The organism is Sinorhizobium prairiense (assembly GCF_029201645.2).
Classification (GTDB): domain Bacteria; phylum Pseudomonadota; class Alphaproteobacteria; order Rhizobiales; family Rhizobiaceae; genus Sinorhizobium; species Sinorhizobium meliloti_A.
In genome coordinates, this window is sequence record NZ_CP104131.1 from 1,716,702 (window position 1) to 1,728,640 (window position 11,939).

Here is an 11,939-nt window from a genome sequence, read left to right on the forward strand (position 1 = left end):
GCTTCCTTGGAAATCGAAGCGGCCGGGGATTTGCGAAGCCGGGTTACGCCCGGGCATTGCGGCCCGGGCGACGAACTTTAGAAGTTCAGGCCGCCTTCGCGAGCTGCCTCGGCCAGCGCCTTGATGCGGCCGTGGTAGATGAAGGCGCCACGATCAAAGACAACGTCCTTGATGCCCGCCTTGGAAGCACGTTCTGCCAGGAGCTTGCCGACAGCCGTAGCGGCTTCGGTATCGGCGCCGGTCTTCAGCGAAGACCGCAGATCCGTGTCGAGGGTCGATGCCGAGGCAATCGTCTTGCCGGCAACATCGTCAATGATCTGCGCATAGATGTTCTTCGACGAGCGATGAACCGACAGGCGCGGGCGGCCATTGGCAACCGCCTTGATTTGACGGCGCACGCGGCTGGCGCGACGCACAAGAGTATCTTTCCTGCTAGCCATTTCGCGTGATCCTTACTTCTTCTTGCCTTCTTTGCGGACGATCCGCTCTTCGGCATATTTGACGCCCTTGCCCTTGTAGGGCTCGGGGCCACGGTATTCGCGGATTTCCGCGGCAACCTGGCCGACCTGCTGCTTGTTGATTCCGGAGACGACGATTTCCGTCGGCTTCGGCACAGCGATCGTGATGCCTTCCGGCGTCTGGTAGACGACGTCGTGGCTGAAACCGAGCGCGAGCTGCAGGTTCTTGCCCTGCATGGACGCGCGGTAACCGACGCCGTTGATTTCGAGCTTGCGCTCGTAACCGTCCTTCACGCCCTTGAGGATGTTCTCGATCATCGTGCGGGACATGCCCCACTTTGCGCGAGCATCCTTGCTCTCGTTGAGCGGCTGAACGACAACCGTGTTGTTTTCGAGCTTCACCGAAACTTCGTCATTTGCGACGAAGAACAGTTCGCCCTTCGGGCCCTTTGCCGTTACCTTCTGGCCATCCACGTTAGCCGTGACGCCTGCCGGAACTTGAACGGGCTTCTTACCGATACGAGACATTTTTATACCTGTCTGTTCGCTATGGAGATCCTGCTCGATCTTAGAAGATCGAGCAAAGAACCTCGCCACCAACATTCTGTTCGCGTGCCTGGTGATCGGCCATCACGCCCTTCGGAGTCGAAAGGATGGTGATGCCGAGGCCGTTCGCGACCTGCGGAATGGACTTGACCGAGACATAGACCCGGCGGCCCGGCTTGGAGACGCGCGCGATCTCACGGATCACGGAGGCGCCTTCGTAGTACTTCAACTCGATGTTCAGCTCGGCCTTGCCGTTGCCGAATTCGACCTCTGAGTATCCGCGGATGTAGCCTTCAGCCTGAAGGACATCCAGAACGCGTGCGCGAAGCTTGGAAGCCGGCGTCGAAACGCTCGACTTGCGGCGAGCAGCGCCGTTGCGGATACGGGTGAGCATATCGCCCAAAGGATCAGTCATTGCCATGTACCCGTCTCCTTACCAGCTCGACTTGACCACGCCCGGCACCTTGCCGAGATTGCCCAGTTCGCGAAGTGCAATACGCGACATGCGCAGCTTGCGATAATAGGCACGCGGACGGCCGGTGACTTCGCAACGATTGCGGATGCGGGTCTTGGACCCATCGCGGGGCAGTTCGGCCAGCTTGAGGGTGGCCTTGAACCGCTCTTCGATCGGCAAAGACTGGTTCATGATGATTGCCTTCAGGACCGCGCGCTTGGCGGCGTGATTGGCAACCAGTTTGCGGCGGCGCTTGTTCTTTTCAACTGCGCTCGTTTTCGCCATAACAGTTATCCTTCTTTACGCTTGCCGTTACGGATTACTGACGGAACGGGAAGTTGAACTCTTTGAGAAGAGCGCGTGCTTCGTCGTCGTTAGTTGCCGTCGTGCAAACGATGATGTCCATGCCCCACATCTGATCAACCTTGTCGTAGTTGATCTCAGGGAACACAATGTGCTCCTTGATGCCCATGGCAAAGTTGCCACGACCATCGAAGGACTTCGGATTGAGGCCGCGGAAGTCTCGAACACGCGGAAGAGCGATGTTGATGAGACGATCCAGGAACTCATACATCCGAACGCCGCGCAGGGTAACCTTGGCACCAATCGGCATGCCTTCGCGAAGCTTGAAGCCGGCGATGGAGTTGCGAGCGCGGGTGATGACCGGCTTCTGGCCGGCAATCGCAGCGAGGTCGGCAGCAGCAACGGTCGGCTTCTTGGAATCGCCGGTCGCTTCGCCAACACCCATGTTGATGACGATCTTGTCGAGGCGCGGGATCTGCATTTCGTTGGCGTAGGAGAACTGCTCCTGCATCGCCTTGCGGATGCGCTCTACATATTCCTTCTTGAGCCGGAACTCATAAGCGGACTTAGCCATCGATCACATCTCCCGAACGCTTGGCCACGCGGACCTTCTTGTCACCATCGATCTTGAAACCGACGCGGGTCGGCTTGCCGTCCTTCGGATCGGCGATCGCGATGTTCGAAAGGTGGATCGAGGCTTCCTTGGTGATAATGCCGGCTTCCTGGTTCTGAGTTCTGGCGCTGGTGACGCTTCACCACGTTGACGCCGCGCACGAGAGCCCTGTCTTCCTTCGGCATGACCTGAATGACTTCGCCGGTACGGCCCTTGTCCTTACCGGTCAGAACGACGACCTTGTCGCCTTTGCGAATCTTTTGCATCTCTGATCGCTCCCTTAGAGTACTTCCGGAGCCAGCGAGATGATCTTCATGTGGTTCTTGGCGCGGAGTTCGCGCGGAACCGGTCCGAAGATACGGGTGCCGATCGGCTCTTTCTTGTTGTCGATGAGAACGGCTGCGTTGGTGTCGAAACGGATGACGCTGCCATCCGCACGGCGGATGTCTTTCGCGGTGCGAACGACAACAGCCTTCATGACATCACCCTTCTTCACGCGGCCGCGCGGAATGGCTTCCTTGATCGAAACGACGATGATGTCGCCGATCGACGCGTATTTACGCTTGGAGCCGCCCAGCACCTTGATGCACATGACACGACGTGCGCCGGAATTATCCGCCACGTCGAGGTTTGTTTGCATCTGAATCATGTCAGGTCGCCTTCTTGTTGTTACCAGGCCGGTTGGGTCGAAACCCCCTCGCCCGGCTTATTGTGCTCATCTCAAAGCAAAAGAACGCTCGAACTCGAGCGTTCCTCGGCTTTAATTGCGTGCTTCATACAGATATTTGCCCGAGACGCAAGGGTCCGGCGGTCAAAACCTGCAGAAATCAAGACTGGGCGGAAATGACCGTCCAGCGCTTGTCCTTGGAAATCGGCGCGCATTCCTCGATGGAAACGAGGTCGCCGACCTTGAACTGGTTGTTCTCGTCGTGAGCCTTGTACTTCTTGGAACGACGAACGGTCTTCTGAAGGATCGGGTGCGCAAAGCGGCGCTCGACCCGGACGACGACGGTCTTGTCGTTCTTGTCGCTGACGACGGTGCCCTGCAGAATGCGTTTCGGCATAGTGTTCTGGTCCTTAGGCCTTGGCTTCTGCCGCCTTCTGGCGGGCAATGGTTTTGATGCGTGCGATGTCCTTGCGGACCTCGTTGATACGCGAAGACTTCTCGAGCTGGCCAGTCGCCTTCTGGAAGCGCAGGTTGAACTGCTCCTTCTTCAGCTTGGCAAGCTCTTCCTTGAGTTGGTCGGCGCTCAGAGCGCGAACATCTGCGGCTTTCATGAGCTTCACTCCTTACTCTGCGATACGCTGCACGAAGCGCGTCTTGACAGAGAGCTTGGCAGCGCCGAGGCGAAGTGCTTCGCGGGCGAGCTCCTCGTTGACACCGTCGATCTCGAACATCATGCGGCCGGGCTTGACCTTGCATGCCCAGTATTCGACCGAACCCTTGCCCTTACCCATGCGGACTTCGGTCGGCTTTGCCGTGACCGGAACGTCGGGGAATACCCGGATCCAGACGCGGCCGGCGCGCTTCATATGACGGGTGATCGCACGGCGGGCCGCTTCGATCTCGCGAGCATTGACGCGGTTGGGCTCCTGGGCCTTCAGACCGAACTCGCCGAAGGCGAGGTCAGAGCCGCCCTTCGCGACGCCCTTGATGCGCCCCTTGAACTGCTTGCGATACTTCGTACGCTTTGGCTGCAACATTTTTTTACTTCTCCGATATTGGCTGCCACGCGCGAATGTTACGCGTTCTCGCGGCGACGCTCTCTGCCGCTACCGCCCTGGTTGTCACTCTCGGTCGCGCGACGCTCGGAAGCCATCGGATCATGCTCAAGGATTTCGCCCTTGAAGATCCAGACCTTGACACCGCAGATACCGAAAGCGGTTTCCGCTTCGGCCGTGCCGTAGTCGATGTCGGCGCGCAGCGTATGCAGCGGAACGCGGCCTTCACGATACCATTCGGTACGGGCGATTTCCGCACCGCCAAGACGGCCGGCGCAGGTGATCTTGATGCCTTCGGCGCCGAGGCGCATCGCCGACTGAACGGCACGCTTCATCGCACGACGGAACGCTACGCGGCGCTCGAGCTGCTGAGCGATCGACTGCGCAACGAGCGTTGCGTCGACTTCCGGCTTGCGCACTTCGACGATGTTGAGGTGCGTTTCCGAATTGGTCATCTCGGAAAGCTTCCTGCGAAGCTTTTCGATGTCGGCGCCCTTCTTGCCGATGATCAGGCCCGGGCGTGCCGAGTGGATCGTCACGCGGCACTTCTTGTGCGGACGCTCGATCACGACCTTGGCGATACCGGCCGACTTCAGCTCTTCCATCAGATAGGCGCGGATCTTCAGGTCTTCGTGAAGAAGCTGGCCGTATTCCGCGTTGTCCGCGAACCAACGGCTATCCCAGGTCCGGTTGATGCCGAGACGGAAACCGATCGGATTAATCTTCTGGCCCATTATGCGGCCTCCCCTTTGGCTTCCACTTCACGAACGACGATCGTCAAGTGCGCGAACGGCTTTTCGACCCGCGATGCACGGCCGCGACCACGGGCGTGGAAGCGCTTCATCACGATCGACTTGCCAACAAAAGCTTCTGCGACGATGAGCGAATCAACGTCGAGATCATGGTTGTTCTCTGCGTTGGCGATCGCAGATTCAAGCGTCTTCTTGACGGTGCCTGCGATGCGCTTGCGCGAGAACTCGAGTTCGGCCAGAGCCCGGTCGACCTTCTTGCCGCGGATCAGCGCGGCAACGAGGTTGAGCTTCTGGGGGCTGACGCGGATCGTGCGCGCAACTGCCTGCGCCTCATTATCCTTCAGCCGGCGTTCGGCTTTTGCCTTGCCCATCGTTACTTCCTCTTCGCTTTCTTGTCCGCGCCATGACCATAATAGGTCCGGGTCGGAGCGAATTCACCGAACTTGTGACCGACCATTTCTTCGGACACCGAGACGGGAACGTGCTTGTTGCCGTTGTAGACGCCGAAGGTCAGACCGACGAACTGCGGAAGGATCGTGGAGCGACGGCTCCACATCTTGATCACTTCGTTGCGGCCGCCTTCGCGGACCTTCTCAGCCTTCTTGAGAAGATAACCGTCAACAAACGGACCTTTCCATACTGAACGAGCCACTTGAGACTTCCTCTCTTACTTCTTGCGCTGGTGACGCGAGCGCATAATGAACTTGTCGGTCGACTTGTTGGAGCGCGTGCGCTTGCCCTTTGTGGGCTTGCCCCATGGCGTGACCGGATGGCGACCACCGGAGGTGCGGCCTTCACCGCCGCCGTGCGGATGGTCAACCGGGTTCATGACGACGCCGCGTACGTGCGGACGCTTGCCGCGCCAACGCGAACGGCCGGCCTTACCATCATTGATGTTGCCGTGATCGGGGTTCGATACAGCACCGATCGATGCGAGGCAAGAGCCGTGCACCAGACGCTGCTCGCCCGAGTTCAGGCGCAGGATCGCCATGCCCTGGTCACGGCCGACGAGCTGAGCGTAGGTTCCGGCGGAGCGAGCGATCTGACCGCCCTTGCCCGGCTTCATCTCCACATTGTGGATGATGGAGCCGACCGGAATGTACTGCAGCGGCATCGCATTGCCGGGCTTGACGTCGACGGCCTTTTCCGAGGCAATCACCTTGTCGCCGACAGCCAGGCGCTGCGGCGCAAGGATATAGGCCTGCTCACCGTCCGCGTAGTTGACCAGCGCGATGAACGCCGTGCGGTTCGGGTCGTATTCCAGACGCTCGACCGTGCCTTCGACGTCGAACTTGCGACGCTTGAAGTCGACCAGACGGTAGGTCCGCTTGTGACCACCGCCCTGGAAACGAACGGTGATGCGGCCCAGGTTGTTGCGACCGCCCTTGGAGGACAGACCCTCGGTCAGCGCCTTGACCGGCTTGCCCTTGTAGAGGCCGGCCCGGCTGACGATGACCAGTTGACGCTGGCTCGGCGTCGTCGGATTGAAACTTTTCAATGCCATTTTCTTGTTCCCTTTTGGGTTTTTACCCTAATGGGCCTATCCGTTAGAGACCGGTGGAAACGTCGATGGACTGACCGTCGGCGAGCGTTACGATCGCCTTCTTCACGTCCTTCTGCTTTCCGGCGAAGCCGCGGAAGCGCTTCAACTTGCCCTTGCGGACGAGCGTGTTCACGGCCGTGACCTTCACGCCGAACAGCGCTTCGACGGCAGCCTTGATCTCAGGCTTCGAAGCACCCTTGGCGACATTGAAGACGACCTGGTTCTGTTCGGAGACCAGCGTCGACTTTTCAGTGATCGAGGGAGACACGATCACGTCGTAGTGGCGAAGATCCGTCATTTGAACCGCTCCTCCAGAGCTTCCACAGCAGCCTTGGAAAGCACGAGCTTGCCACGGCGCAGAATGTCGTAAACGTTGATGCCCTGAACCGGCAGAACGTCCACATTCGGGATGTTCTGGGCGGCGAGCTTGAAGTTGCCTTCGATCTCGGCTCCGCCGATAATCAGGGCGTTGGTGAGGCCGAGCGAGGCGAATGCCCCGGCGAGCGCCTTCGTCTTTGCTTCGTTGGCGACGAGATCGTCGATGACGATGATGTCTTCGGCCTTCAGCTTGGCAGACAGCGCATGGCGCAGGCCCAGTGCGCGGATCTTCTTCGGAAGATCGTGCGCATGGCTGCGGACGACCGGCCCGTGAGCCTTGCCGCCGCCGCGGAACTGCGGAGCACGAGCCGAATGGTGGCGGGCGCGGCCCGTACCCTTCTGCTTGTACATCTTGGCGCCGGTGCGGGAAACTTCCGCACGGCCCTTGGACTTGTGCGTGCCCTGCTGGCGCTTTGCGAGCTGCCAGCGAACGACGCGGGCAATGATGTCTTCACGAGGCTCGAGACCGAAAATGGCGTCGGAAAGGGAAACCTTTCCCGCGTCCTTGCCCTCGAGGGTTTTGACGGTGAGATCCATTATTCGGCTCCCTTACTTCGATTCTGCGGCGCGCACTGCGGCAGGGCGCGGTGCGCCTTCCGGAGTGCCCGACTTGATGGCGTCACGGACGACGATCCAGGAACCCTTGGAGCCGGGAACTGCACCCTTGACCAGGATCAGACCGCGGTCTTCATCGGTCGATACGACTTCGAGGTTCTGCGTGGTGACGCGCGTCTGGCCCATGTGACCAGCCATGCGCTTGCCCTTCCAGACGCGGCCCGGGTCCTGGTTGGAACCGGTCGAACCATGCGAACGGTGCGATACGGACACGCCGTGCGTTGCACGCAGGCCGCCGAAGTTGTGGCGCTTGATCGCGCCGGCAAAACCCTTACCGATGGTGGTGCCGGTAACGTCCACGAGCTGCCCGGCGACGAAATGGCCCGCCGTAAGCTCGGCGCCAATGTCGATTAGGTTGTCGGCGCTCACGCGGAACTCGACGAGCTTTGCCTTCGGCTCAACGCTGGCAGCGGCAAAATGGCCGCGCATGGCCTTCGGCGTATTCTTGACCTTCGAACGGCCGGCACCCAGCTGAACTGCGGTATAACCGTTCTTCTCTTCCGTGCGGTGGGACACTACCTGGCAGTTCTCCAGCCGCAATACTGTTACCGGGATATGCTCGCCGGCGTCGTTGTAGACGCGGGTCATTCCCACCTTCTGTGCAATCACACCTGAACGCATCGGTTCACGCCTCTTGTTTAGGGTTCCCGTCCGGCGCTTCACACACCTTCCGGTTTCCTGTTCCTGGAAGCCGTTGGAGAAACTCCACGTACCTTCCTTGTTATTTCGGCTTGCGCCGGGTCTTACAGCTTGATCTCGACGTCTACGCCGGCGGCCAGATCGAGCTTCATCAGCGCGTCCACCGTCTGCGGGGTCGGATCAACGATATCGAGAAGACGCTTGTGCGTGCGCATCTCGAACTGTTCGCGGCTCTTCTTGTCGACGTGGGGCGACCGGTTGACCGTGAATTTCTCAATCCGGGTCGGAAGCGGCACGGGCCCGCGCACACTCGCACCGGTGCGCTTGGCCGTCGACACGATTTCGCGCGTGGAGGCATCGAGGATCCGGTGATCAAACGCCTTGAGGCGGATGCGGATATTCTGGCCGTTCATTCGACTTGTCCTTGCTCGTGTTTTCCGGTGTGCTCACGAAGCACACACTTGAAGTATTCGTTTCGCTTAGCCGCTTCTTTTCAAAAATCGCAGGGACATGGCCGACCATGTCCCTGCCGAAACGGCTCAAGCCGTTTTCTTGTTATTCGACGATGGAGGCGACGATGCCTGCGCCGACGGTGCGGCCGCCTTCGCGGATAGCGAAGCGCAGCTTTTCTTCCATCGCGATCGGCACGATCAGCTCGACGTCAACCGTGACGTTGTCGCCCGGCATGACCATTTCCGTGCCTTCCGGAAGCGTCACGATGCCGGTCACGTCCGTCGTGCGGAAGTAGAACTGCGGACGGTAGTTGGTGAAGAACGGCGTGTGACGGCCACCCTCTTCCTTCGTCAGGATGTAGGCTTCGGCCTTGAACTTGCGGTGCGGCTTGACCGAACCCGGCTTGCACAGAATCTGACCGCGCTCGACGCCGTTGCGGTCGACACCGCGAAGCAGCGCGCCGATGTTGTCGCCGGCCTGGCCCTGGTCGAGCAGCTTGCGGAACATTTCAACGCCCGTGCAGGTCGTCTTCGTCGTCGGACGGATGCCGACGATCTCGATTTCCTCACCGACCTTGACGATGCCGCGCTCGACGCGACCGGTCACGACCGTACCGCGGCCCGAGATCGAGAACACGTCTTCGATCGGCATCAGGAACGGCTGGTCGATCGGACGCTCAGGCGTCGGGATGTAGGCGTCGACCGCAGCCATCAGCTCGCGGATCGCGTCTTCGCCGATCTTCTTGTCGGAATCTTCAAGCGCAGCCAAAGCCGAACCCTTGATGATCGGAATGTCGTCGCCCGGGAATTCGTAGGACGACAGCAGTTCGCGCACTTCCAGCTCGACCAGCTCGAGCAGTTCAGCGTCGTCGACCTGGTCGACCTTGTTCAGGAACACCACGATCGCCGGAACGCCGACCTGGCGGGCGAGCAGGATGTGCTCGCGCGTCTGCGGCATCGGGCCGTCAGCCGCCGAAACAACCAGGATCGCGCCGTCCATCTGCGCCGCACCGGTGATCATGTTCTTGACGTAGTCGGCGTGGCCGGGGCAGTCGACGTGCGCATAGTGACGGTTCGGCGTCTCGTATTCGACGTGCGCCGTCGAAATGGTGATGCCGCGCGCCTTTTCTTCCGGCGCAGCGTCGATCTGGTCATACGCCTTGAACTCGCCGAAATACTTCGTGATCGCTGCCGTCAGCGACGTCTTGCCATGGTCAACGTGGCCAATCGTGCCAATGTTGACGTGCGGCTTATTGCGCTCAAATTTGCTCTTTGCCATTTCCGGCTCTCCGTTTCCTGTCCCCTAGAGGGGAAATCTTTTCATTCTGTTTCAGCGCTAGGCTATTCCGGTCACTTCTGACCGGAATACTTCGCCTGGATTTCCTGCGCGACGTTCGACGGAACCGGCGCGTAGTGATCGAACAGCATCGTGTACTGAGCGCGGCCCTGCGACATCGAGCGCAGATTGTCCACGTACTTGAACATGTTCGCGAGCGGCACGTGGGCATTGATCACCACGGCGACGCCGCGTGCTTCCTGACCCTGGATCTGGCCACGGCGAGAGTTCAGGTCACCGATAACGTCACCGACGTAATCTTCCGGCGTCACGACCTCGACCTTCATGATCGGCTCGAGGAGCTGAGCTCCAGCCTTCTTCGCGGCTTCACGGAAGCATGCACGGGAAGCGATTTCGAAGGCCAGGACCGACGAGTCGACGTCGTGGAATGCACCGTCGATCAGCGTCGCCTTTACGCCGAGCATCGGGAAGCCCGCGAGCGGACCCGAGGACAGGACGCTTTCGATGCCCTTCTGAACGCCGGGGATATATTCCTTCGGAACAGCACCACCGACAATCTTCGACTCGAATGCGAAGTCTTCGCCTTCCGGGTTCGGTTCGAAGACGATCTTGACGCGCGCGAACTGGCCGGTACCACCGGACTGCTTCTTGTGCGTGTAATCTTCCTCGTGCTTGCGCGTAATGGTCTCGCGGTAGGCAACCTGCGGAGCACCGACCGAAGCTTCGACCTTGAACTCGCGACGCATGCGGTCGACGATGATGTCCAGGTGAAGTTCGCCCATGCCGGCGATGATCGTCTGGCCGGATTCCTCGTCGGTCTTGACGCGGAAGGACGGATCCTCGGCAGCCAGGCGGTTGAGCGCGAGGCCCATCTTTTCCTGGTCGCCCTTGGTCTTCGGCTCGATCGCGATCTGGATGACCGGCTCCGGGAATTCCATGCGCTCGAGGATAACCGGCTTCAGCGGATCGCAAAGCGTATCGCCCGTGGTGGTTTCCTTGAGGCCGGCCAGAGCAACGATGTCGCCGGCGAAGGCTTCTTCGATGTCTTCACGCGAGTTGGAATGCATCTGCAGCATGCGGCCGACGCGCTCGCGCTTTTCCTTGACCGTGTTCATCACCGACGTGCCCTTTTCGAGCTTGCCGGAATAGATGCGCGCGAAGGTCAGCGAACCGACGAAGGGGTCGTTCATGATCTTGAACGCGAGCATCGAAAGCGGCTCGTTGTCGTCGGCCTTACGGGTGATCTCGCCTTCGGTCTTGACGTCAATACCCTTGATCGCCGGAATGTCGATCGGCGACGGCAGGTAATCGACAACGGCGTCGAGCAGAGGCTGAACGCCCTTGTTCTTGAAGGCGGTGCCGCAGAACATGGGGTGGAACTTGACGTCGATCGTACCGCGACGGACCAGTTCACGGATTTTGTCGTTATCCGGATAGGTACCTTCCAGGTAGGCTTCCATCGCCGCTTCGTCGATCTCGACAACCGTCTCGATCAGCTTTTCGCGGTATTCTTCCGCCTTTTCCTTCATGTCGGCCGGGATTTCGACGACGTCCCACTGGGCGCCGAGCGATTCGTCGCGCCATACGAGAGCATTCATCTCGATCAGGTCGACAACACCCTTGAAGTCGCTTTCAGCGCCGATCGGCAGCTGCATAACGACGGCCGTCGCGCCGAGGCGCGTCTTGATCATCTCGACCGAGCGGTAGAAGTCCGCACCGGTCTTGTCCATCTTGTTGCAGAAGATCATGCGCGGAACATGATACTTCTCGGCCTGGCGCCATACGGTTTCCGTCTGCGGCTCGACACCGGCGTTGGCGTCGAGAAGCGCGATCGCACCGTCGAGAACGCGCAGCGAGCGCTCGACTTCGATGGTGAAGTCGACGTGGCCGGGAGTGTCGATGATGTTGAAGCGCCGCGTCTTGCCGTCGCGACCTTTCCAGAAGGTCGTGGTCGCAGCAGACGTGATCGTGATGCCGCGCTCCTGCTCCTGCTCCATCCAGTCCATCGTCGCGGCGCCGTCATGGACTTCGCCGATCTTGTGGGACTTGCCGGTGTAGTAGAGGATACGTTCGGTCGTCGTCGTCTTGCCGGCGTCGATGTGCGCCATGATACCGAAGTTTCGGTAGTCTTCGATTTTATATTCGCGAGCCATGAGAGACTGCCTTT

General features: G+C 59.9%; 19 protein-coding genes and 1 pseudogene. All 20 read right to left on the reverse strand.

What is annotated here, in order from left to right; translation table 11 throughout:
* Nucleotides 1-77: 77 nt before the first annotated feature.
* The 20 genes and pseudogenes from rplR to fusA all read right to left on the reverse strand — a co-directional run bounded on the left by rplR (nucleotide 78) and on the right by fusA (nucleotide 11,925).
* Complete coding sequence (gene rplR / locus N0Q91_RS10910) at nucleotides 78-440, reverse strand: 50S ribosomal protein L18 (protein WP_003536512.1); 363 nt, start codon at nucleotides 438-440, stop codon at nucleotides 78-80.
* Between the two features lie 12 nt (nucleotides 441-452).
* Complete coding sequence (rplF, locus tag N0Q91_RS10915) at nucleotides 453-986, reverse strand: 50S ribosomal protein L6 (RefSeq protein ID WP_003536514.1); 534 nt, start codon at nucleotides 984-986, stop codon at nucleotides 453-455.
* A 40-nt stretch (nucleotides 987-1,026) separates the two neighbouring features.
* Nucleotides 1,027-1,425: a 30S ribosomal protein S8 gene (rpsH, locus tag N0Q91_RS10920; protein WP_003536517.1), complete on the reverse strand. Its 399-nt coding sequence runs from the start codon at nucleotides 1,423-1,425 to the stop codon at nucleotides 1,027-1,029.
* A 12-nt stretch (nucleotides 1,426-1,437) separates the two neighbouring features.
* On the reverse strand, nucleotides 1,438-1,743 hold the full coding sequence (gene rpsN / locus N0Q91_RS10925; protein ID WP_003536519.1) for a 30S ribosomal protein S14: 306 nt from the start codon (nucleotides 1,741-1,743) through the stop codon (nucleotides 1,438-1,440).
* Nucleotides 1,744-1,777: 34 nt separating this feature from the next.
* Nucleotides 1,778-2,335 carry a 50S ribosomal protein L5 gene (rplE, locus tag N0Q91_RS10930; RefSeq protein WP_275598071.1) on the reverse strand — a complete coding sequence of 186 codons (558 nt, stop codon included), beginning with the start codon at nucleotides 2,333-2,335 and terminating at the stop codon, nucleotides 1,778-1,780.
* Nucleotides 2,328-2,640: pseudogene (rplX, locus tag N0Q91_RS10935) on the reverse strand (50S ribosomal protein L24). The gene rplE and the pseudogene rplX overlap by 8 nt, the downstream one beginning before the upstream one ends.
* 14 nt (nucleotides 2,641-2,654) lie before the next feature.
* On the reverse strand, nucleotides 2,655-3,023 hold the full coding sequence (gene rplN / locus N0Q91_RS10940; protein ID WP_003536525.1) for a 50S ribosomal protein L14: 369 nt from the start codon (nucleotides 3,021-3,023) through the stop codon (nucleotides 2,655-2,657).
* A gap of 178 nt (nucleotides 3,024-3,201) precedes the next feature.
* Nucleotides 3,202-3,438, reverse strand: coding sequence for a 30S ribosomal protein S17 (gene rpsQ / locus N0Q91_RS10945; protein ID WP_275598072.1), 237 nt, complete (start codon nucleotides 3,436-3,438; stop codon nucleotides 3,202-3,204).
* A 13-nt stretch (nucleotides 3,439-3,451) separates the two neighbouring features.
* Nucleotides 3,452-3,652 (reverse strand): 50S ribosomal protein L29, encoded by a 201-nt coding sequence (gene rpmC / locus N0Q91_RS10950; RefSeq protein WP_003536529.1) that lies wholly within the window; start codon nucleotides 3,650-3,652, stop codon nucleotides 3,452-3,454.
* 12 nt (nucleotides 3,653-3,664) lie between these two features.
* A complete protein-coding gene (gene rplP, locus N0Q91_RS10955; RefSeq protein ID WP_003536531.1) occupies nucleotides 3,665-4,078 on the reverse strand; it encodes a 50S ribosomal protein L16 in 414 nt (137 codons plus the stop codon).
* Between the two features lie 38 nt (nucleotides 4,079-4,116).
* Nucleotides 4,117-4,830, reverse strand: a complete 714-nt coding sequence (gene rpsC / locus N0Q91_RS10960; RefSeq protein ID WP_018099553.1) for a 30S ribosomal protein S3 — start codon at nucleotides 4,828-4,830, stop codon at nucleotides 4,117-4,119.
* Nucleotides 4,830-5,219, reverse strand: a complete 390-nt coding sequence (gene rplV / locus N0Q91_RS10965; protein WP_003536535.1) for a 50S ribosomal protein L22 — start codon at nucleotides 5,217-5,219, stop codon at nucleotides 4,830-4,832. The genes rpsC and rplV overlap by 1 nt, the downstream gene beginning before the upstream one ends.
* Nucleotides 5,220-5,221: 2 nt before the next feature.
* On the reverse strand, nucleotides 5,222-5,500 hold the full coding sequence (gene rpsS / locus N0Q91_RS10970; protein ID WP_002964358.1) for a 30S ribosomal protein S19: 279 nt from the start codon (nucleotides 5,498-5,500) through the stop codon (nucleotides 5,222-5,224).
* 15 nt (nucleotides 5,501-5,515) lie between these two features.
* The gene (gene rplB, locus N0Q91_RS10975; protein ID WP_018099552.1) at nucleotides 5,516-6,352 is read right to left on the reverse strand and encodes a 50S ribosomal protein L2; all 837 of its coding nucleotides are present in this window, start codon (nucleotides 6,350-6,352) and stop codon (nucleotides 5,516-5,518) included.
* Between the two features lie 43 nt (nucleotides 6,353-6,395).
* Nucleotides 6,396-6,689 (reverse strand): 50S ribosomal protein L23, encoded by a 294-nt coding sequence (locus N0Q91_RS10980; RefSeq protein WP_003536621.1) that lies wholly within the window; start codon nucleotides 6,687-6,689, stop codon nucleotides 6,396-6,398.
* Nucleotides 6,686-7,306 carry a 50S ribosomal protein L4 gene (gene rplD / locus N0Q91_RS10985; protein ID WP_003536623.1) on the reverse strand — a complete coding sequence of 207 codons (621 nt, stop codon included), beginning with the start codon at nucleotides 7,304-7,306 and terminating at the stop codon, nucleotides 6,686-6,688. The genes N0Q91_RS10980 and rplD overlap by 4 nt, the downstream gene beginning before the upstream one ends.
* Before the next feature lie 12 nt (nucleotides 7,307-7,318).
* Complete coding sequence (gene rplC / locus N0Q91_RS10990) at nucleotides 7,319-8,005, reverse strand: 50S ribosomal protein L3 (RefSeq protein WP_010969195.1); 687 nt, start codon at nucleotides 8,003-8,005, stop codon at nucleotides 7,319-7,321.
* A gap of 122 nt (nucleotides 8,006-8,127) precedes the next feature.
* The gene (rpsJ, locus tag N0Q91_RS10995) at nucleotides 8,128-8,436 is read right to left on the reverse strand and encodes a 30S ribosomal protein S10 (RefSeq protein WP_003507767.1); all 309 of its coding nucleotides are present in this window, start codon (nucleotides 8,434-8,436) and stop codon (nucleotides 8,128-8,130) included.
* A gap of 142 nt (nucleotides 8,437-8,578) precedes the next feature.
* Nucleotides 8,579-9,754: an elongation factor Tu gene (gene tuf, locus N0Q91_RS11000; RefSeq protein ID WP_100672242.1), complete on the reverse strand. Its 1,176-nt coding sequence runs from the start codon at nucleotides 9,752-9,754 to the stop codon at nucleotides 8,579-8,581.
* A 71-nt stretch (nucleotides 9,755-9,825) separates the two neighbouring features.
* The gene (gene fusA, locus N0Q91_RS11005; protein ID WP_018099708.1) at nucleotides 9,826-11,925 is read right to left on the reverse strand and encodes an elongation factor G; all 2,100 of its coding nucleotides are present in this window, start codon (nucleotides 11,923-11,925) and stop codon (nucleotides 9,826-9,828) included.
* Nucleotides 11,926-11,939 lie beyond the last annotated feature (14 nt).

What these genes read in the sequence shown, in the direction of transcription:
- tuf (WP_100672242.1), bottom strand. Translation starts at nt 9,754, where the DNA reads ATGGCAAAGAGCAAATTTGAGCGCAATAAGCCGCACGTCAACATTGGC.
- rpsQ (WP_275598072.1), bottom strand. Translation starts at nt 3,438, where the DNA reads ATGCCGAAACGCATTCTGCAGGGCACCGTCGTCAGCGACAAGAACGAC.
- fusA (WP_018099708.1), bottom strand. Translation starts at nt 11,925, where the DNA reads ATGGCTCGCGAATATAAAATCGAAGACTACCGAAACTTCGGTATCATG.
- rplC (WP_010969195.1), bottom strand. Translation starts at nt 8,005, where the DNA reads ATGCGTTCAGGTGTGATTGCACAGAAGGTGGGAATGACCCGCGTCTAC.
- rplD (WP_003536623.1), bottom strand. Translation starts at nt 7,306, where the DNA reads ATGGATCTCACCGTCAAAACCCTCGAGGGCAAGGACGCGGGAAAGGTT.
- rplN (WP_003536525.1), bottom strand. Translation starts at nt 3,023, where the DNA reads ATGATTCAGATGCAAACAAACCTCGACGTGGCGGATAATTCCGGCGCA.
- rplR (WP_003536512.1), bottom strand. Translation starts at nt 440, where the DNA reads ATGGCTAGCAGGAAAGATACTCTTGTGCGTCGCGCCAGCCGCGTGCGC.
- rpsJ (WP_003507767.1), bottom strand. Translation starts at nt 8,436, where the DNA reads ATGAACGGCCAGAATATCCGCATCCGCCTCAAGGCGTTTGATCACCGG.
- rplE (WP_275598071.1), bottom strand. Translation starts at nt 2,335, where the DNA reads ATGGCTAAGTCCGCTTATGAGTTCCGGCTCAAGAAGGAATATGTAGAG.
- rplV (WP_003536535.1), bottom strand. Translation starts at nt 5,219, where the DNA reads ATGGGCAAGGCAAAAGCCGAACGCCGGCTGAAGGATAATGAGGCGCAG.
- N0Q91_RS10980 (WP_003536621.1), bottom strand. Translation starts at nt 6,689, where the DNA reads ATGACGGATCTTCGCCACTACGACGTGATCGTGTCTCCCTCGATCACT.
- rpsH (WP_003536517.1), bottom strand. Translation starts at nt 1,425, where the DNA reads ATGGCAATGACTGATCCTTTGGGCGATATGCTCACCCGTATCCGCAAC.
- rplF (WP_003536514.1), bottom strand. Translation starts at nt 986, where the DNA reads ATGTCTCGTATCGGTAAGAAGCCCGTTCAAGTTCCGGCAGGCGTCACG.
- rplB (WP_018099552.1), bottom strand. Translation starts at nt 6,352, where the DNA reads ATGGCATTGAAAAGTTTCAATCCGACGACGCCGAGCCAGCGTCAACTG.
- rplP (WP_003536531.1), bottom strand. Translation starts at nt 4,078, where the DNA reads ATGTTGCAGCCAAAGCGTACGAAGTATCGCAAGCAGTTCAAGGGGCGC.
- rpsN (WP_003536519.1), bottom strand. Translation starts at nt 1,743, where the DNA reads ATGGCGAAAACGAGCGCAGTTGAAAAGAACAAGCGCCGCCGCAAACTG.
- rpsC (WP_018099553.1), bottom strand. Translation starts at nt 4,830, where the DNA reads ATGGGCCAGAAGATTAATCCGATCGGTTTCCGTCTCGGCATCAACCGG.
- rpmC (WP_003536529.1), bottom strand. Translation starts at nt 3,652, where the DNA reads ATGAAAGCCGCAGATGTTCGCGCTCTGAGCGCCGACCAACTCAAGGAA.